20 protein-coding genes and 1 tRNA gene are annotated in these 18,230 nt (G+C 36.1%); 13 read left to right on the top strand and 8 right to left on the bottom strand.

The features are described from left to right. Positions 1–112 precede the first annotated feature (112 nt). Both E0Y80_RS10640 and E0Y80_RS10635 read left to right on the top strand, forming a co-directional pair. Positions 113–1,057: a malate dehydrogenase gene (locus E0Y80_RS10640; protein WP_156307649.1), complete on the top strand. Its 945-nt coding sequence runs from the start codon at positions 113–115 to the stop codon at positions 1,055–1,057. A 30-nt stretch (positions 1,058–1,087) separates the two neighbouring features. Further along, on the top strand, positions 1,088–1,540 hold the full coding sequence (locus tag E0Y80_RS10635; RefSeq protein ID WP_156307648.1) for a retropepsin-like aspartic protease: 453 nt from the start codon (positions 1,088–1,090) through the stop codon (positions 1,538–1,540). On the opposite strand, the gene E0Y80_RS10630 is transcribed toward E0Y80_RS10635, so the two are convergent. Beyond that, the gene (locus E0Y80_RS10630) at positions 1,507–2,736 is read right to left on the bottom strand and encodes an MFS transporter (protein ID WP_156307647.1); all 1,230 of its coding nucleotides are present in this window, start codon (positions 2,734–2,736) and stop codon (positions 1,507–1,509) included. The two genes, E0Y80_RS10635 and E0Y80_RS10630, sit on opposite strands and share 34 nt — an antisense overlap. Positions 2,737–3,008: 272 nt before the next feature. Here E0Y80_RS10630 and fsa point away from each other — a divergent pair, with 272 nt between their 5' ends. From fsa to rpsJ, 7 genes are all read left to right on the top strand, one after another. After that, entirely contained in the window at positions 3,009–3,668 is a 660-nt protein-coding gene (gene fsa, locus E0Y80_RS10625; RefSeq protein ID WP_156307646.1) for a fructose-6-phosphate aldolase, read from the top strand. An 85-nt stretch (positions 3,669–3,753) separates the two neighbouring features. Next, positions 3,754–4,215, top strand: coding sequence for a Fur family transcriptional regulator (locus tag E0Y80_RS10620; protein WP_156307645.1), 462 nt, complete (start codon positions 3,754–3,756; stop codon positions 4,213–4,215). Positions 4,216–4,752: 537 nt separating this feature from the next. Further along, positions 4,753–6,885 (top strand): ribonuclease R, encoded by a 2,133-nt coding sequence (gene rnr, locus E0Y80_RS10615; protein ID WP_156307644.1) that lies wholly within the window; start codon positions 4,753–4,755, stop codon positions 6,883–6,885. 115 nt (positions 6,886–7,000) lie between these two features. Then, positions 7,001–7,414: a 30S ribosomal protein S12 gene (gene rpsL / locus E0Y80_RS10610; protein ID WP_002993550.1), complete on the top strand. Its 414-nt coding sequence runs from the start codon at positions 7,001–7,003 to the stop codon at positions 7,412–7,414. 15 nt (positions 7,415–7,429) lie between these two features. After that, entirely contained in the window at positions 7,430–7,897 is a 468-nt protein-coding gene (gene rpsG / locus E0Y80_RS10605) for a 30S ribosomal protein S7 (RefSeq protein ID WP_099372571.1), read from the top strand. Positions 7,898–8,022: 125 nt separating this feature from the next. Continuing rightward, positions 8,023–10,146 carry an elongation factor G gene (gene fusA, locus E0Y80_RS10600; protein ID WP_156307643.1) on the top strand — a complete coding sequence of 708 codons (2,124 nt, stop codon included), beginning with the start codon at positions 8,023–8,025 and terminating at the stop codon, positions 10,144–10,146. A 77-nt stretch (positions 10,147–10,223) separates the two neighbouring features. Next, the gene (gene rpsJ / locus E0Y80_RS10595; RefSeq protein ID WP_013667229.1) at positions 10,224–10,529 is read left to right on the top strand and encodes a 30S ribosomal protein S10; all 306 of its coding nucleotides are present in this window, start codon (positions 10,224–10,226) and stop codon (positions 10,527–10,529) included. Between the two features lie 92 nt (positions 10,530–10,621). On the opposite strand, the gene E0Y80_RS10590 is transcribed toward rpsJ, so the two are convergent. The 3 genes from E0Y80_RS10590 to E0Y80_RS10580 all read right to left on the bottom strand — a co-directional run bounded on the left by E0Y80_RS10590 (position 10,622) and on the right by E0Y80_RS10580 (position 13,077). Further along, positions 10,622–11,263, bottom strand: coding sequence for a porin family protein (locus E0Y80_RS10590; RefSeq protein WP_156307642.1), 642 nt, complete (start codon positions 11,261–11,263; stop codon positions 10,622–10,624). Positions 11,264–11,510: 247 nt separating this feature from the next. Continuing rightward, positions 11,511–12,161 (bottom strand): porin family protein, encoded by a 651-nt coding sequence (locus E0Y80_RS10585; RefSeq protein ID WP_156307641.1) that lies wholly within the window; start codon positions 12,159–12,161, stop codon positions 11,511–11,513. 280 nt (positions 12,162–12,441) lie between these two features. After that, the gene (locus E0Y80_RS10580) at positions 12,442–13,077 is read right to left on the bottom strand and encodes a porin family protein (RefSeq protein ID WP_156307640.1); all 636 of its coding nucleotides are present in this window, start codon (positions 13,075–13,077) and stop codon (positions 12,442–12,444) included. Between the two features lie 293 nt (positions 13,078–13,370). Between E0Y80_RS10580 and E0Y80_RS10575 the strand changes: the two genes are divergently transcribed. Together E0Y80_RS10575 and E0Y80_RS10570 are read left to right on the top strand one after the other, a co-directional pair. Beyond that, positions 13,371–13,441, top strand: a tRNA-Cys gene (locus E0Y80_RS10575). Between the two features lie 31 nt (positions 13,442–13,472). Continuing rightward, positions 13,473–13,652, top strand: a complete 180-nt coding sequence (locus E0Y80_RS10570; protein ID WP_156307639.1) for a spore protein — start codon at positions 13,473–13,475, stop codon at positions 13,650–13,652. A 38-nt stretch (positions 13,653–13,690) separates the two neighbouring features. Here the strand turns inward: E0Y80_RS10570 and E0Y80_RS10565 are convergent, their stop codons facing one another. After that, entirely contained in the window at positions 13,691–14,437 is a 747-nt protein-coding gene (locus tag E0Y80_RS10565) for a copper homeostasis protein CutC (RefSeq protein WP_156307638.1), read from the bottom strand. A 131-nt stretch (positions 14,438–14,568) separates the two neighbouring features. Between E0Y80_RS10565 and E0Y80_RS10560 the strand changes: the two genes are divergently transcribed. Next, a complete protein-coding gene (locus tag E0Y80_RS10560) occupies positions 14,569–14,967 on the top strand; it encodes a hypothetical protein (RefSeq protein WP_156307637.1) in 399 nt (132 codons plus the stop codon). Between the two features lie 90 nt (positions 14,968–15,057). On the opposite strand, the gene E0Y80_RS10555 is transcribed toward E0Y80_RS10560, so the two are convergent. Both E0Y80_RS10555 and E0Y80_RS10550 read right to left on the bottom strand, forming a co-directional pair. Beyond that, positions 15,058–15,564 (bottom strand): ankyrin repeat domain-containing protein, encoded by a 507-nt coding sequence (locus E0Y80_RS10555; RefSeq protein WP_231596015.1) that lies wholly within the window; start codon positions 15,562–15,564, stop codon positions 15,058–15,060. 144 nt (positions 15,565–15,708) lie between these two features. Further along, positions 15,709–16,605: a LysR family transcriptional regulator gene (locus E0Y80_RS10550; RefSeq protein ID WP_156307635.1), complete on the bottom strand. Its 897-nt coding sequence runs from the start codon at positions 16,603–16,605 to the stop codon at positions 15,709–15,711. 98 nt (positions 16,606–16,703) lie between these two features. Here E0Y80_RS10550 and E0Y80_RS10545 point away from each other — a divergent pair, with 98 nt between their 5' ends. Continuing rightward, the gene (locus E0Y80_RS10545) at positions 16,704–17,318 is read left to right on the top strand and encodes an NAD(P)H-dependent oxidoreductase (protein ID WP_156307634.1); all 615 of its coding nucleotides are present in this window, start codon (positions 16,704–16,706) and stop codon (positions 17,316–17,318) included. Between the two features lie 36 nt (positions 17,319–17,354). Here the strand turns inward: E0Y80_RS10545 and E0Y80_RS10540 are convergent, their stop codons facing one another. Then, on the bottom strand, positions 17,355–18,206 hold the full coding sequence (locus E0Y80_RS10540) for a glycerophosphodiester phosphodiesterase (RefSeq protein ID WP_197091558.1): 852 nt from the start codon (positions 18,204–18,206) through the stop codon (positions 17,355–17,357). Positions 18,207–18,230: the final 24 nt, after the last annotated feature.

The raw sequence follows: 18,230 nt of genomic DNA, 5'->3' as shown, positions 1-18,230 counted from the left end.
TTTGAAAAAGCTGTTTTTTATTTATTGAATTACATAAAAGTGACCGTTAAAACCCACGAAATGACGATTATTTTTGTTAGATTTAATGGAAATAAACAAAACCCTTAACTATATGAAAATAACCGTAGTTGGAGCAGGGGCAGTTGGAGCAACGACCGCTGATAATCTTGTAAGAAAAAATGTAGCAGAAGAGATCATTTTATTGGACATCAAAGAGGGTTTTGCAGAAGGCAAAGCGCAGGACATGATGCAAACCGCAGCACTTTTGGGTTTCGATTCGAAAATCAAAGGGGTTACAAATGATTATTTAGCCACAGCAGGATCCTCCGTTGCCGTAATTACTTCAGGAATTCCTAGGAAGCCAGGAATGACCAGAGAAGAATTAATTGGCACCAATGCCAATATAGTTAAAACAGTGGTTGAAAACCTGATTAAGCATTCTCCAGATATTATTATCCTCATTGTTTCGAATCCTATGGACACGATGACCTATTTGGCATTAAAATCAAGCGGATTACCAAAAAACAGAATCATTGGGATGGGCGGCGCACTGGATTCGGCAAGGTTTAAATATCAAATTAGCGATAAATTAAATGCTTCTGCAAATGATCTAAATGCGATTGTTATTGGTGGACATGGCGATACGACCATGATTCCATTGATTAAACATGCTACTTGGAATAGTGTTGCAGTTTCTGATTTTCTAACGGAAGAGGAACAACAAGAAATTGTTAAGAAAACGATGGTCGGAGGAGCAACTTTAACGGCATTGATAGGCACATCTGCCTGGTATGCACCAGGTGCTGCTGCTGCTGCAATGGTAGAAAGTATTGTACACAATCAAAACAGATTGTTTACCGCATCGGTTTATTTGGAAGGAGAATTTGGTCAGGAAGATATTAATATTGGGGTTCCGGTTATTATCAACAATAAGGGCTGGGATCGGATTGTACCGATGAATCTCTCTGAGGAGGAAGAAGAGTTGTTTAAAGCCAGTGCCGAGGCAGTTCGTAAGATGAATCAAGTCCTATTTGACGAGGGGGTTTTGAATAAATAAGCTCTAAAACAATTAAGATCAACAAATTAAATGCAAAATATTCCATTTGAAGTCATCAGCCTACAGGCTGATGGCTTTCATATTATTACTGAGGTCGAGATCTTTGATAAAAAATTCAAAATGGTTATCGATACAGGCGCTTCTAAAACAGTTTTGGATAAAGAAACACTCCTTCATTCCGGTATTGAGGAAGATAAATTCTTAAATACAGATATTTTATCTACAGGATTAGGCACCAATAATATGCAAAGTTTTATGATAAACATCCCTTTACTGAAACTTGCAGATTGGTCTACCAAGAACTTCACTGCTGCAGTACTGGATTTGAGTTCTATAAATTTTGCATATAACCAAATTGGATTAGAATCAGTAATTGGTGTTTTAGGTGGTGATATTTTAAAAATATTTGGAGCAAAGATAGATTATAAAAAAAATCTGCTCACTTTAAATCAACGAAAATTAAACTTGAATAATTTGCGTTGAATGTGATTTCGAAGGTAAATATAGAAACCTAATGAAATTAAAATACCGCAACCTCCCATGATATAGAGGGTGTTTTTTATGCCAACCATTTCAGCTAGTGCACCCGTCAAAAGACTTCCAATAGGGAAAACCCCTTGAAAAGCCATGACATAATAGGACATTGCTCGAGCTCTATAGGCTGGCATTGCATGGGTTTGAATATAGGTATTGATGGATGAATTCTGCATCATCATAGCAAATGATACAGCTCCTGTGAAAAACAAGGCCGAAGGAAGATAGTGAGCAAATGCCAATAAGACTAGAGAAATTCCCATGAACAACGCTGCAAACATCACTCTATACCTTAAATTTTCGCCTGATTTTAACCTTGCCATATTGATGGCACCTATCATTGCACCCAACCCTGCAGCTGATTCGAACCATGAAAATGTCCGTTCATCCCCATGAAATAACTCCCTTGCAACAGCTGGCAATAAAGAAGTATAGGGTATCACCAACAAGCTTGAAAATGTAAGAATGATGATCAAGGATGCGATATGGGGAGATCTTTTAAGATATTGAAACCCGTGTACAAGTCCCTGAAAAGCACTTTCATTTGGAATAATAATTACCTTTTCAGTAACTTTCATTAGTAAAAGGCAAATAATAACAGGAATAAAGCTTATAAAATTAAGCGTAAAACAGGCGAGCTCACCATAAGTTGAAAGCAAAATCCCCCCAATAGCTGGGCCCACCATCCTTGCAGCATTAAAAATAGAGCTATTTAAGGCAATTGCATTTGGCAAGTCCTTGCGATCATCCACTAAATTGACCAACAACGCTTGCCTACCTAATACGTCAAAAGCATTGACCACACCTTGGATAAAGCCCAATAGGGATAGATAAAAAACAGATTCCAACTTTAAATAAACAAGTAGAGCAAGTAATCCTGCCTGTATCATCAGGCCTATTTGCGTAATTAAAACTAAGCGGTATTTTTTGTGTCTATCCACGAATGCCCCTATAAAAGGCGACAAAACCAGGGATGGCAAGAGAGATATAAAGGATACAAAGCCAAGCCAGAACACGGAATTTGTCAGTTGGTAAACCAACCAACTAATAGCAATTCGCTGCATCCAAGTACCTAAGAGAGAGATTGACTGTCCTATTACATGTAATCGATAGTTTGGGTACTTGAGAGATCTAAATATTTGCATGAAATGCGATTGTTGTTACAGCGAATAAAGATAAATGATTATCATCCGAACCGAAAGTAAAGGTAGCAGGATGAGCAAAATATTACAATTAACTATCTACATAACATTAAAATAGCTTAAAATGTTGTTAAAGAATAAACATTTCAAGAAATCGGACAACAATTCGATGGTATATAAACGCTATAACTTCAATTCTTGGATCAGATTAATTACCTTTGCACTGTCTGTACGGACATGCATGAATTCTACAAAACAAATTAATTCAAATACTCATGAAATTTTTTATTGATACCGCAAACCTAGATCAAATCAAAGAAGCACAAGATCTTGGCGTTTTAGACGGCGTAACAACCAACCCTAGCTTAATGGCTAAAGAAGGTATTTCTGGTGAAGAAAATGTAATCAATCATTACAAAGCAATCTGTGATATCGTTGAAGGCGACGTAAGTGCTGAGGTTATTTCAACAGATTACGAAGGAATGATCAAAGAAGGAGAAGCATTAGCTGCTTTAGACAGCAAAATCGTTGTTAAAGTTCCGATGATCAAAGATGGTATCAAAGCAATCAAATATTTCAGTAAAAAGGGTATTAAAACAAACTGTACGTTAGTTTTTTCAGCTGGACAAGCTTTATTAGCAGCAAAAGCTGGAGCAACTTATGTTTCTCCATTCATTGGCCGTTTAGATGATATTTCAGTTGATGGCCTTGGATTAATTGAAGAAATTCGCGAAATCTACGATAATTATGGGTTTACAACTCAGATTTTAGCGGCTTCAGTACGTCACAGTGCTCACATTTTAGGCTGTGCTAAAATTGGTGCTGATGTAATGACAGGACCATTATCGGCTATGCTTGCGCTTTTGAAACACCCTTTAACGGATAGTGGATTGGCTCAATTTTTAGCTGACCATGCAAAAGCTGCTGGTAAATAATAAAGATTTTTAGATCATTGTACAGCCCCTACAGCACCTTGTAGGGGCTTTTTTATTAGCGGATTTTATTGCGTAAATTTATACCATGAAAGCGGAAGTAAGCACGGATTTAGAACATAAATTAGAAGAATTTAGCCAAATTTTGAAGGCAAATCAATTGAAAGTAACCCAACCTAGGTTACGTGTTTTAGATATTATCTCAACAAAAGTTTCGGCAATATCACAACCTGAATTAGAGAAGATTTTAGGTACTGAAATTGACCGTGTAACTCTTTACCGTGTACTGGCAAGTTTTGAAGAAAAAGGTATACTTCATAAAGTTTTTGACCTTAATGGAACGGCAACGTATGCCTTCTGTTCTACCAAGTGTTCTGCCGATCACCACCATGATCAACATGTTCATTTTATTTGCTCAGTCTGCAATTCTGTCTTCTGCTTAGATGAAATTGCGCTACCTAAAATTACCGTCCCAACAAACTTTTCCTTGCACTCAATCGCAATAAATGCAGTGGGAATTTGTGAATCCTGCAACAAAAAAACTTCTTAAAATTTAGAGAATTTTATATAAATTGCCCTTGAAATCTAAAACTCATTAGAAATTTCAAGGGCATTCTTTTTATGTCAAAACCTCGTGCTAAACTATTTTTAATTAACTTGCTAATTTTTAGTTTTTAATTTTATAATATTCTATTTTATAGATAGTTATATATTTACAAATAACTATTAAATTTCATAAAACATATTTAGCAAACAGATACCCAAACACTACATTTTCTCATTTACATCTATAAATCAAACAATTACAATATATATACTATAAATAGTTTTAGCATTTATTTTTATACACGTTTAATAATCAACTATTTATAATTGCTAAAATAATATTTAAATATACTTTATAATGAGATTAAATTTTTAAAACTCATTTTCTCGCAAATCAAACAAAACTGCGGAGATTTGAGTATATTAGTTACGGGTTTCAGAAGGGCATAAATCGAGATCAGAATTTGAAAATCATATTGAGCCCTCTCCCCCATCCTTCATTTTAAAAATTCAAGTGAAGGAACAGACAAAATGACAGTATATGAAATCAAGAAAAGAGAACCCTTACAAGGAAGTTTTAACCCAACTTATTGTAGACATTTTTGAAAAATCAGGCAACACTCCTCTCAACTATAAACAAGTAGCAGCGAAATTAAACGTGGTCGATTCGGACGCGAAAGTTGCTATTTCCGACATCCTATCAGAAGGCACAAGAACTGGTTTTTTCAATCAGCCAGAAAGAGGAAAATTCCAACTAAAACAGTTGCATGTTTATGTAACTGGGAAGGTTGACATGACTGCTGATGGATCCGCTTATATTGTACCTGAAGATGAGAACGAGACAGATATCTATGTTGCTCCAAGAAAACTAAGACAGGCCCTTCATAATGACATTGTAAAAGTTCACATCTACGAAAGAAAAAAAGGCCGCAAGCGCGAGGGCGAGGTAGTCGAGATTTTACAACGTGCGAAAACTGATTTTACAGGAACGATTGACATTTCTCAATCCTATGCATTTTTCCAACCGGACGATCGAAAGATGTTGCATGACATCTTTATTCCCTTAGACAACCTAAACGGAGCGAAGAACGGCGAGAAAGTCGTTGTCTCGATCTTAGAGTGGCCTAAGAACGCGAAGAATCCGATCGGAAAGGTGAAGAACATTTTAGGAAAAAAAGGCGAGAACAACACCGAGATGAACGCTATCCTTGCAGACTTTGGATTCCCTTTAGAATTCCCAAAATCCGTTGAAGATGCTGCAAACTCAATTTCTGAAAACATTCCTGCAGAAGAAATTTCAAAACGCAAGGATTTTAGAAACACCACGACCTTTACAATCGACCCTGCAGACGCTAAAGATTTCGATGATGCGATTTCGTTCAAAAAACTTGAGAACGGAAATTTTGAGATCGGGGTTCACATTGCCGACGTTTCGCACTATGTAACACCAGACAGCATACTTGACAAGGAAGCTTTTGAAAGAGGTACTTCAGTTTACCTAGTAGACCGCGTAATTCCAATGCTTCCTGAAAGGCTTTCTAACAACCTTTGTTCCTTAAGACCAAATGAAGACAAACTTTGTTTTTCTGCAGTCTTCGAACTTGACGAAAAAGCAAACATCATAGAACAATGGTTCGGAAGAACCGTCATTCATTCGGACAGAAGGTTTTCTTACGAAGAAGCCCAGGAAATAATTGAAGGAAAAGAGGACGAGCTGTCCGAACCGATTCTAAAACTAAACGAACTTGCTTTTATTCTTCGTGACCGAAAATTTAAGAACGGGGCTATTAGCTTTGAGTCTGATGAGGTGAAATTCCATTTGGATGAAAACGGAAAACCACTAGGTGTTTATACGAAAGTGAGGAAAGAAGCGCATAAGTTAATTGAGGACTTTATGCTTCTAGCTAACAGAAAAGTTGCTGAATACATAGGTAAACAGGGCAAGGGAAAGAACAAACTTCCATTTGTTTACCGTTTCCACGATGTTCCAAATCCAGAGACCTTAAGCAGCTTTTCCTTATTCGCTTCTAGATTTGGTCACCGATTAAGTATCAAAACGGATAAAGAAACGGCCAAATCATTAAATGCATTAATGACGAAGATTGAAGGATCAAAGGAACAGAACCTTTTGACCTCCTTAGCAATCCGCTCTATGGCGAAAGCAATCTATACCACGAAAAAAACTTCGCATTACGGATTGGCTTTTGACTATTACACCCACTTCACCTCCCCTATCCGTCGATATCCGGATGTTATGGTTCATCGACTATTACAATACTACCTTGATGGTGGCGGAAAGAACATCAACGCCGAGCATTACGAGAAAATGGCGGAGCACTCATCCCAAATGGAAAAGAAAGCTGCGGAAGCGGAAAGAGCTTCAGTAAAGTATAAGCAAGCAGAATTCCTACAAGACCAGATTGGTGTAGAGTACAAAGGAATTGTTTCCGGAGTGACCGAATGGGGAATGTATGTAGAGATTGAAGAGAATAAATGTGAGGGTATGGTGCGATTGAGGGACATCACAGACGATTTCTACACGCTTGATGAAAAGAATTTTGCGATTATTGGTCAGCGAAAGAAAAAATCCTACCGCTTAGGGGATGAAGTTCAGATCAAGGTGAAGAAGGTAGATCTTGAGAAAAGGCAGATTGATTTTACATTAATGAGCTAAAGGGATAGATTTTTTAAAAAACTTAACATACAACTCTTTACAGTTTAAATTATTCTTTATATCTTTGCGGACTTAAAAACATTTTTTAACAAAATCAAAAAAGAAAAACAGGTAAATGCCTACTATTCAACAACTAGTTAGAAAAGGTAGAGTAGCTCTGGTAGACAAGAGTAAGTCACCAGCGTTGGACTCATGTCCACAGCGAAGAGGTGTGTGTACACGTGTATACACTACTACCCCTAAAAAACCAAACTCAGCAATGCGTAAAGTCGCTCGTGTTCGTTTAACAAACGGTAAAGAAGTTAATGCTTACATCCCAGGAGAAGGCCACAACTTACAAGAGCACTCAATCGTATTAATTCGTGGCGGTCGTGTTAAAGACTTACCAGGAGTTCGTTACCACATCATTCGTGGAGCATTAGATACTTCAGGTGTTGCGGGTCGTAACCAACGTCGTTCTAAATACGGAACAAAACGTCCTAAACCAGGACAAGCAGCTGCTGCACCAGCAAAAGGTAAGAAAAAATAAACGGAGGAAAAGAAAATGAGAAAAGCAAAACCAAAAAAGAGAATCATTTTACCTGATCCAAAGTTTAACGATGTTCAGGTAACTCGTTTCGTAAATAACATGATGGTAGACGGTAAGAAATCTATCGCCTATTCAATTTTTTACGATGCAGTTGAATTAGTAGAGCAAAAAACTCAAGAGAATGGTCTTGAGACTTGGAAAAAAGCTCTTAACAATGTAATGCCAGCGGTAGAGGTTAAATCTCGTCGTGTTGGTGGTGCAAACTTCCAAGTACCTATGGAAGTTCGTCCTGAGCGCAAAATCGCTTTAGGTATGAAATGGTTAATTTCTTATGCACGCAGACGTGGTGAAAAAACTATGTTTGAAAAATTAGCAGGAGAAATCATTTCAGCTTCTAAAGGTGAAGGTGCTGCTGTTAAGAAGAAAGAAGATACGCACAAAATGGCGGAAGCTAACAAAGCGTTCTCACACTTCAGATTCTAATTTTGAACAAAAAGAATCAAATATGTTTACACCGACTTTAGATAATAGATTTTTCATTATCAAAGTCGGTGTATTTATTTCTAAAGAAATAACAATCAGCCAATAGGCAAACTGCAATAAAAAACATGGCAAAAGATTTAAAATTAGTAAGAAATATTGGTATCGCTGCACACATCGATGCTGGTAAAACAACAACTACAGAGCGTATTTTATTCTACTCTGGTGTTAATCACAAGTTAGGAGAAACTCACGAAGGTTCTGCAACGACTGACTGGATGGCCCAAGAGCAAGAGCGTGGTATCACGATTACCTCTGCAGCTGTAACTGTATTCTGGAACTACCGTAACAAAAAATACCAAGTAAACGTTATTGACACTCCTGGACACGTTGACTTCACTGTTGAAGTAAACCGTTCATTACGTGTATTAGACGGATTAGTATTCTTATTCTCTGCTGTTGATGGTGTTGAGCCTCAATCAGAGACTAACTGGCGTTTAGCTGATGGATACAAAGTTCCTCGTATCGGTTTCGTAAATAAAATGGACCGTTCAGGTGCTGACTTCTTAAAAGTTGTTAAGCAAGTGAAAGACATGTTAGGTTCTGACGCTGTTGCTTTACAATTACCTATCGGTGCTGAAGATAACTTCGAAGGTGTTGTTGACTTAATCAACAACCGTGGTATCGTTTGGAATGAAGCTGATAAAGGAATGACTTTCACTGAAGTTCCAATTCCAGAAGATATGTTGGATGAGGTTGCTGAATACCGTGAAAAATTATTAGAAGCTGTTGCTGGATATGATGAAACTTTGATGGAGAAATTCTTCGAAGATCCAGATTCATTAACAGAACGTGAAATCTTAGACGCTTTACGTAAGGCTGTATTAGATAACGCTATTGTTCCTATGGTTTGTGGTTCATCTTTCAAAAACAAAGGTGTTCAAACAATGCTTGACTTTGTAATGGAGTTATTGCCTTCTCCATTGGATCAAGAGGCTGTTAAAGGTACTGACCCTCGTACTGGTGAGGAAATCAGCCGTAAACCGTCTGAATCTGAGCCTTTCGCTGCATTAGGTTTCAAAATTGCTACTGACCCATTCGTAGGTCGTTTATGTTTCACTCGTGTATACTCAGGAGTATTAGATGCTGGTTCTTATGTATTGAACACTCGTTCAGGAAACAAAGAGCGTATCTCTCGTATCTTCCAAATGCACGCTAACAAACAAAACCCAATCGAAAGAATCAGTGCAGGTGATATCGGTGCTGTTGTTGGTTTCAAAGACATCAAAACTGGTGACACTTTATGTGATGAAAAAAATCCTATCGTTCTTGAATCTATGGTATTCCCTGAGCCGGTTATCGGTTTAGCGATTGAGCCTAAAACTCAAGCTGACGTAGATAAATTAGGTATCGGACTTAACAAATTAGCTGAGGAAGATCCAACATTCGTTGTAAAAACTGATGAAGATACTGGTCAAACAGTTATTTCAGGTATGGGTGAGCTTCACTTAGATATCTTGATCGACCGTTTGAGACGTGAGTTCAAAGTTGAGGTTAACCAAGGTGCTCCTCAAGTAGCTTACAAAGAGTCTATCAACGGTACTACAGAACACCGTGAGGTTTACAAAAAACAATCAGGTGGTCGTGGTAAATTCGCGGATATCAAGGTTGTTATCTCTCCTGCTGATGAGGATTGGGATGTAGTTAAAAACCCTCTTCAATTCGTTAATGAGATTGTTGGTGGATCTATTCCAAAAGAATACATTCCTTCAGTTCAAAAAGGATTTGAAGTATCCATGAAAAATGGTGTTTTAGCTGGTTACCAATTATCAGGTATGAAAGTTCGTTTGATTGATGGTTCATTCCACGCAGTCGATTCAGACTCATTATCTTTCGAATTAGCAGCTAAGATGGCTTACCGTCAAGCACTTCCTAAATGTTCTCCAGTATTAATGGAGCCTATCATGAAAGTTGAAGTATTGACTCCAGAAGAAAACATGGGTGATGTAATGGGTGACTTGAACCGTCGTCGTGGTCAAATGCAAGGTTTAGACTCACGTAATGGTGCACAAGTAATCAAAGCATTAGTACCTCTTTCTGAAATGTTTGGTTATGTAACTCAGTTACGTACAATCACTTCAGGTCGTGCAACTTCTACAATGGAATTCGATCACTACTCTGATGCACCTCGTAACGTACAAGACGATGTGATTGCAAAATCTAAAGGAAAAGTTAAAGGTCTAGAAGACTAATTCATTCGAATAAAAACAAACCGATCCCTGGTTGCAAATAGCTCTAACCAGGGGTCATCTTAAAAACAAAATAGATAATGAGCCAAAGAATCAGAATCAAATTGAAATCATACGATTACAACTTGGTTGACAAGTCAGCTGAGAAAATCGTAAAAACAGTAAAACCTACAGGTGCAGTTGTTAGTGGTCCAATTCCATTGCCTACTGAGAAAAAAATCTATACAGTTTTACGTTCACCACACGTTAACAAAAAAGCACGTGAGCAATTCCAATTATGTTCTTACAAGAGATTGTTAGACATTTACTCATCTAACTCAAAAACAGTTGATGCGTTAATGAAATTAGAATTACCTTCAGGTGTTGAAGTTGAAATCAAAGTGTGATAGATTTCTTTTGAAAAAAATGAAAAGCCCATTTTAGAATGGGCTTTTTTATTGGGATTTTTTAAGGCTAATTTATTAGCACATCAACATCTTTAGAATTGATATCCCACGCCAAAATTCATTGACCTGTTTTGGAAGTTCTTTGAAGATTTAGATGCATTTTGGTTTAGTAGACCTAATGAATAACCACCTTGTACTAAAAATCCATTCTTAAACTTATATCCAACAGCAAAGTTCAACCCAGCATCCCATCTATTCATCATTTTATTGCTTCCAGAGAATTTAACATCTTCAGAATCATTGGTTGATTTACCATTGCTTGTAAGAGTATGTTTTAGCTTCCCACTGATGTTATATCCAACATATGCACCAGCAGATAGAAAAAAATCTCCAGAACCAGCAGGCAGGTAGTAGACTGCATTTACTGGTATTTCAATTGACATGCTGTTTAATGTCTGTTTAGAAACTCCAGTAGGTTTTTGATCATAGCTAAAAATAGGTCCTTCCATTTTAGTTCCCTTTCCTTGTAGGGAGATTCCTGGTTGTATGGAAAACCTTTCGGAGAGTGGAATATCAGCATATCCCGTAATGAAATAGGAAGGATTGTACTTTTGATCCTCAAAATTAGTTACTTTGGAAAGGTTTGTACCAGCTTTAATGCCGTAATATGTTTGCGCTTGGGCAACATAGATTGAAAGCGATGCAATCGCGAGTGTAGATAAAATTGTTTTCATATTTAAAATTTATTAATCAATATTCAAAAATAGAATCCAATCATTATCTGAGATGTTATAGAATAGTTAATTAACAATATTTCACTAATTTAAAAAGAAAACGATACAAATTTTAAAGCAATTTATTGATTGATTGACTAGAACTAAATGCATTCATTTAAATTCTTTATACTGTCGATTAATTAAGGAAACAAAAATAGCTTGACTTATCAGCCAAGCTATTTTATGCTATCCTAATATTTTTAAACTAAAACTGATAACCCACTCCAATATTAAATACCCTATTGGAGTTATGATGCCCTATGCTGGTGTTAAGCTTGGTAATTCCAAGTCCATATCCAGCATTAAATAGCAGTCCATTATCCAACTTGTATCCAAGTAAGAAGTTTGCTCCTGCATCAAATCGATTCATTTCTTTCTCATCACCACTTAAGGTAATAGTCTTTGATTTAAGTTGCACATCACTTCCTGGAGTTGTTATATATGCATCCCCTGTCGCCTTTGCTCTCGCACTGAAAATCAATCCGGCATATGGCCCTGCGCCGATAAAAATATTTCCTGGTCCAGCAGGAACATAATAAACTATATTGACAGGGATTTCAATAGACATTAAATTAATCATTAAATCTCCTTTACCACCATTCATTTCCATCCGATATTTATCACCTTTGCCTTGCAAGGACAAGCCTGGTTGTACGGACCATTGATTTGCAATGGGAATATCCCCAAAAGCAGTAACATGAAACAATAAATTTTGAGTTTGAAAGTCCGCACTCTCTTGTGAAGGACTAGATAAGGTGGCAAAGTTTACTCCGGCTTTAAGCCCGTAACTAATTTGCGCATTTGCAGTTATTCCGAAAAATAAAGCAGCTAATAGCAATCCAATTGATTTGTTCATAAAATTTTTAAATTAATATTGGTAAATATTTTTAAATGTATTAATAATTTATTTTACTGAATAGACATTTTTAAAGTACAATAGTTTAATTTGTTTTAAAACATTATTAATCATTTACTAAATTTTACCGGAACAACATCAATTCATTTGATTAAGTAAAAAACTTTATCAAAAAACCCTATCTCAAGAATCAAATGAAATATATTCAAAAAAAATGCAACCCACAGGGGTTGCACTTTCTCTTTTATTCACTAAGGCTTTTAAGCCCTTTTCAATTTGCTTAGAATTGGAAACCTAAACCGAATGATAATACACGGCTAGAGTATTTGTCTCCACTATCAGGATTAAGGTTTGTTAATCCTAATCCATAACCAGCATTGATTAACAATCCGTTATTGAATTTGTAACCAGCCATAAAGTTAGCACCAGCATCGATTAGATTCATATCTTTATCATCGCCAGAAAAACTTAAATCGTATTCACCTTCACCACCAACACCAGCAACATTTCCTTTAATTTTGTTTTTACCAGAGATATTGAAACCTACATAAGGACCAGCACCTAAGAATACGTTACCAGAACCAGCAGGAATATAATAAACTGCATTAACTGGAACCTCAATTGACATCACATTTAAAGTTGATGATCCATCTCCAGCGTCTCCATCATATTCAAATTTGCTACCTTTTCCTTGTAATGAAACACCAGGTTGGATAGAGAATTGTGGAGCTACAGGAATATCAGCAAAACCAGTTACATAAAAAGAAACATTGTTTTTTTGAAAGTCTTTAGAAGCTTCAGGAACGTTAGAATATTTACCTAAGTTAACACCAGCTTTTAATCCATAGCTTGTTTGAGCTTGAGCTCCTGCTGCTAATAAGAATGCAGCGCCGATTGAAAGTAATAGTTTTTTCATAGTCTTTTTATTTATCTTTATTAGTGACTCTTTTCATTGTAAGAGACATGCCAAACCTTGCAAAGTTTAGACCAAATTCTTAAAACAGTAAAAAAGCACGTGCAAACATTTAATAATCAATCGATTAATTTTATAAAAAATTTTATCCACTTTTCTATTTATTATTAAAATCCACAAATAGAATTCAGAATCAAGGTTTTATAAGGGTTAGGATGAAATACCTAAACAAAAAGCGAAAAAGGTTTTTTTATTTTAAAATTAAATCCTATTTTTGCATGCCTGTAAAGGTAAAGGGTCGGATGGCCGAGTGGCTAGGCTGAGGTCTGCAAAACCTCCTACAGCGGTTCGAATCCGCTTCCGACCTCGTTAATAACAATTAAAAATATTTGATAACAATGGGAGTTACACGTTTAAAAAGAAAAGATAGAAGAAATAAAACTGTTGCACGCGTTGAAGTACAGTTTTTAAAGCTTGGCCGTAATATTGAACCAGGTTCAAAAAGCAGAATGCCAAAGCACAGTCAAATCACTAAGAACAATGAAATCTTAGATAAACTTACAGCAGAAGCTAAATAAGTAAGTTTAACATCGACATATTAAAAAGCCTGTAGAATCTACAGGCTTTTTATTTGCTCTACTATAGCCCTAACCTTACTTTCTGAGCTATATATTTCATCCTCATCCATACCTGTTACAGTTGGAATCTTAAATTTCATCTTTGAATGTTCCACTACTTTTGCCGAAGAATGTATGCTTCTTGCTCCAGTATGGGTCAAAATTTCTTTTACATTCGAAGCATCCACCCCAGATCCAGGCATTATTTCTATCCTTCCATTGGCTTGTTCAATAAGTTCTTTCAATAATTCCTTTCCTTGCACAGCAGTATTTTGAAGACCTGAAGTTAATATTCGGTCGCAACCTAATTCAATAATATCTTCTAAAGCGGTTTTGGGATCGGAACACCGGTCAAAAGCACGATGGAAAACAACACACATAGGTTTTGCTTCATCTACCAGTACCTGCATTCTTTCCTTATCAACAGTTCCATCTGCATTTAATATTCCGATTACCACTCCATCACATCCAGAAACTTTGCAATATCGGATATCCTCCAATATTTCGTTAAATTCATCTTCTGTGTATAAAAAATCACCAGACCTCGGCCTGATTAAAACGTGTACACCAATTCTTAAGGCTTGACGGGTCAATTTGATTTGACCATACGATGGAGTTGTTCCTCCATTCTCCAAATTCTGACAAAGTTCTACCCTACTCGCTCCTCCTAATTGTGCCTGCTTGGCAGAAAAGATGGAATTGGAACAAATCTCCAATTGATATCCATTAATTTTAACTTCATTCATATAATCAAATATATCTCTTTTAACGCATTAAATGCAGATTGAAATTTTAATTCACAATAAATCAATAAATTATTAAAACAATATTGAACTTCACTTGTTGAAAATTTTGCGAGCATCCAAAAACTATCGTTATGCCACTTATTTCAAAACAAAGAGAGGTGCAGATTCATTTGTCGTCATTGTATGATAACCTGCAATCTAGTGTCGAGAAGATGAAAAAGGAACTCAAAAGCCATCGTACAGAATACGAAGACGCCTGCCACTTGCATATAAAATCCGGTTTTCAACTGGAAAAGCTGTGGTTAACCGCTGATCGTAATTATCAAAACAAATTCCGCGAGTTTGAAACTCATTGTTTTCTTTTAGAAATTCTCACCGATTACCGGGATGAAGAAGGTAATTTCAATCATCTCGATGAATTTAAGCTTACTCTCGAATCCTTGCTTCAACAATTTATCAAACAAGAAGCATATGAAACATGCGCTGTTATCAAAAAATGGAATGATCATTTCTTGAGTAAACAACAATAACAGTAAATACTTCTGTTTTTAACTTATTCTAAATAGAATTTTTAAAAAAATATCTACGGGTAATTCTTTATGGTTTTTTTAATCATAAATCTATAAAGAAGAGGGCTTGAAATCATCAAATATTCGCTTTAACAATTCCCAATTTTTATTTTCTTCACTGATTAATTCTCGAGCGGATATGCCATAATTGTTAGGTAGATCTGGATTAGCATCATATTGCAAGAGCAAATAAATGATATTAACATCGACATTATCCATCATTGCGCGCCACAATGCGGTATTTCCAAAATGATCTTTTAAGTCAACGTTGATTCCGGATTTTAGCAAAATAGAGACTAGATTGAATTGATTTCTTTCAACCGCCATATGCAGGGCAGTCAAACCCTTTTTATCTTGTCGGTCTAAATCCGCTTTCTGTTGAATGGCCCAGGAAAGCAATTCAAAATTGCCTTTCATAGTTGCATTCATTAAAAGTGTACGATTTAACCTATCTATTGCATTTATTCCATGCTTTTTATAATAACCCTTGATTGATTCTATTTCATTGCTTCGTATAGTCAATACAGGGTTGTTGATTTTTTTCAGATTCAATGTCAAAGCTCAACTCCTTTCTTTTCTTTTTTGTTCAATTTCTAGTACTCGATTGAACATTTTAGTTTTAGTCTATAGCCTCACTAAAAATAAGTTAAGAATAATTTTATGAACCACAAAAAACCTTATAAACCCAATCGATATTTTTGGCTACCATTTTTCTTTCAACAAACCTTCCAACTGATCGATTTCCTTCTTATACATCGTCTTTTTTCGAGTACCGAAATACAAGATGTTTTCCAGAGGATCTTTACCCTCATAAACAAGCTTAATTAGACCAGAATTTAGCGCTTCTTGACATAAAAAATCAGGAACGACCGAAAACCCTTCGGAATCACTTAAGCATCGGATTATCGAAGATATATTGGGCACAATATAATTGGGGCTAAAGTCGGTATGTTCAGAAAAGTGCTTCATCCAGAAGTGTTTAAGATGATCCATATCTGCCGCTGTACTGTACCACAACTGTTTTTTCAACCAAGATGAGGCTTCCTTAAATTTTCCGTCTTGCAATAGTTTTTCCAATTCTTTAGTATCCGTCTTATTTCCCGCAATAAGCACTATTCGCTCTTTTGAAAAAGCTTCATATTCCAAGTTCTTCTGATTGCCTTTATGAGAGCAGACAATAAGATCCAAAGAACCATTGTCAAGGTCTTCCTGCATCTGCTGGTATCCTCCGAATTTAATAATCAGGTTAAAGGGAAGTTCTGTAACATGTTCCTCCAAGGTATATTGAAAAGTTTCAAAGCACATTCCTACAGATATAGTTGCCCTTTCCGTCTGAGAACGTTTATGAAACTGTTCCTCCGCCAACTCCAATTTATCCAATGGTTCTAAGACAAAATTATAGAGAATCTTTCCTTTTTCTGTAGGTACCATCTTTCTAGATGATCGATCAAACAATTTAGAGCCCGTATAAGACTCTAAAGAATTTAAATGCAAACTAACTCCAGGTTGGGAGATATAAAGCTCTTGAGCAGCAGCAGAAAGTGTCCCTGTTTCATAAATAGCTTTAAATGTTCTTAACCATTCTAGATTCCAACGCATATCTATAATTTTTATAATACAAAACTCAAATTTAAATTATTTTAAATATACATAAAAGTAATAGACATTTGTGATATCAATAATAAAAATTATAGAATATGAACATATTTATTATCAATGCAGGTCAGGTATTCGCACATTCGGGCGGGGCATTCAATCGTACGATTACAGCTTGGACCACAAAATATCTTAAAGAAAATGGCTTCCAGGTTCGTATAACTGATATAAACAACGAATTTAATCCTCTGAAAGAGGTCGAAAATTACAAATGGGCAGATATTATCATTTACCATATGCCTATCTGGTGGTTTCAAGTTCCTAACAGATTTAAATATTATATTGATGAAGTATTTAATGTTGGTCACCAAAATGGTATGTATTTCAGTGATGGTAGAAGTCGTAAGAATCCAGCTATAAATTACGGCAAAGGAGGTCTAATGCAGGGCAAGAAATACATGGCAACCACATCATGGAATGCTCCTGACACTGCCTTTACTTTGGAAGGAGAGTTCTTCGAACAGAAATCCGTCGACGAAGGAATTTTATTCGGATTTCACAAAATGAATGAATTTGTTGGAATGGAAAGAATCGCGGGCTTTCATTTCCATGACATGGAAAAAAACGCCACTATAGAAAGAATAAACAATTACGAGAAAGAATATTTATTACATCTGGAGCACGAGTTTACTAAAGTCGAAAGCTACTGTGAATAAAAGAATAAAAGCGGGATTTACTTCCCGCTTTTCTATCTATTTCAATTTTATTTGCGGCGCATTTTTCTGCACCCATTCTGTAACTGCAACGGGTACATCCGAACATAAATAATCACTTCCTAAATAAACCCCCAATAGAAAATCATCGATTGATCTTCCTGGCCAAAGACTGACCATAATTCCTTGTTTTTTAGCTTCGATAACCATATTGCGGGTTGTTCCATGTACACTTGCACCTATCCTTTTGATCCCTAATTCTTTGGCTTCATCCACAACTTTCTGCGAAAGACCTTCCCCTTTAATAAATAGCATGTCAACATCAGGATAGGTTTTCTTAAGATATTGTAGTGGTCTTTTATCAAATGAAGTAAGCAAATAATCTGAACCAACAGGTTTATTTGAATATGTTCTTTTGTAAAGCTCGTCACAGTATTTATGAAGCTTTTCTTCATCATATACTGGCTTATTGGTCTTCATCTCAAATTCAATATATACCCCGGGCTTATCCTTAAAGAAAGCAACAACTTCATCGAGTGTAGGAATAGGATTTCCTTTTTTTGTTTTTAATTTTTTGATCTCTTCCAAGGTCAAATCTTCAATTCCGCCCTTAATTCCGACAATCCTTTCAAAGGAATCGTCATGGAAGATGACCAAATGTCCATCTTTTGATAACCTAACATCAGTTTCAAAGCCCCTCAATCCTTTGTCATAGCTAGCTTGAAAGGCTTGCATCGTATTTTCGTCGAATTCATGAGCACCAGCCCTGTGGGCAAAAAGCTTAACCTCTGCACTTTGAGAAAACCCCTCGGGAATTAAAGCGAATAGGAGAATCATAAGCAAGAAAATGTTGTTACAGATTAATGAATGTTTTAAATAGGTTGATTTCATTGGGTAGTATTTTACTTTTCTAGG

The sequence above is a fragment of the Sphingobacterium endophyticum genome (assembly GCF_009733535.1).
GTDB lineage: Bacteria > Bacteroidota > Bacteroidia > Sphingobacteriales > Sphingobacteriaceae > Sphingobacterium > Sphingobacterium endophyticum.
Note: the sequence above shows the minus strand (reverse complement) of the source record. Positions and strands in the feature narration are given on the sequence as shown.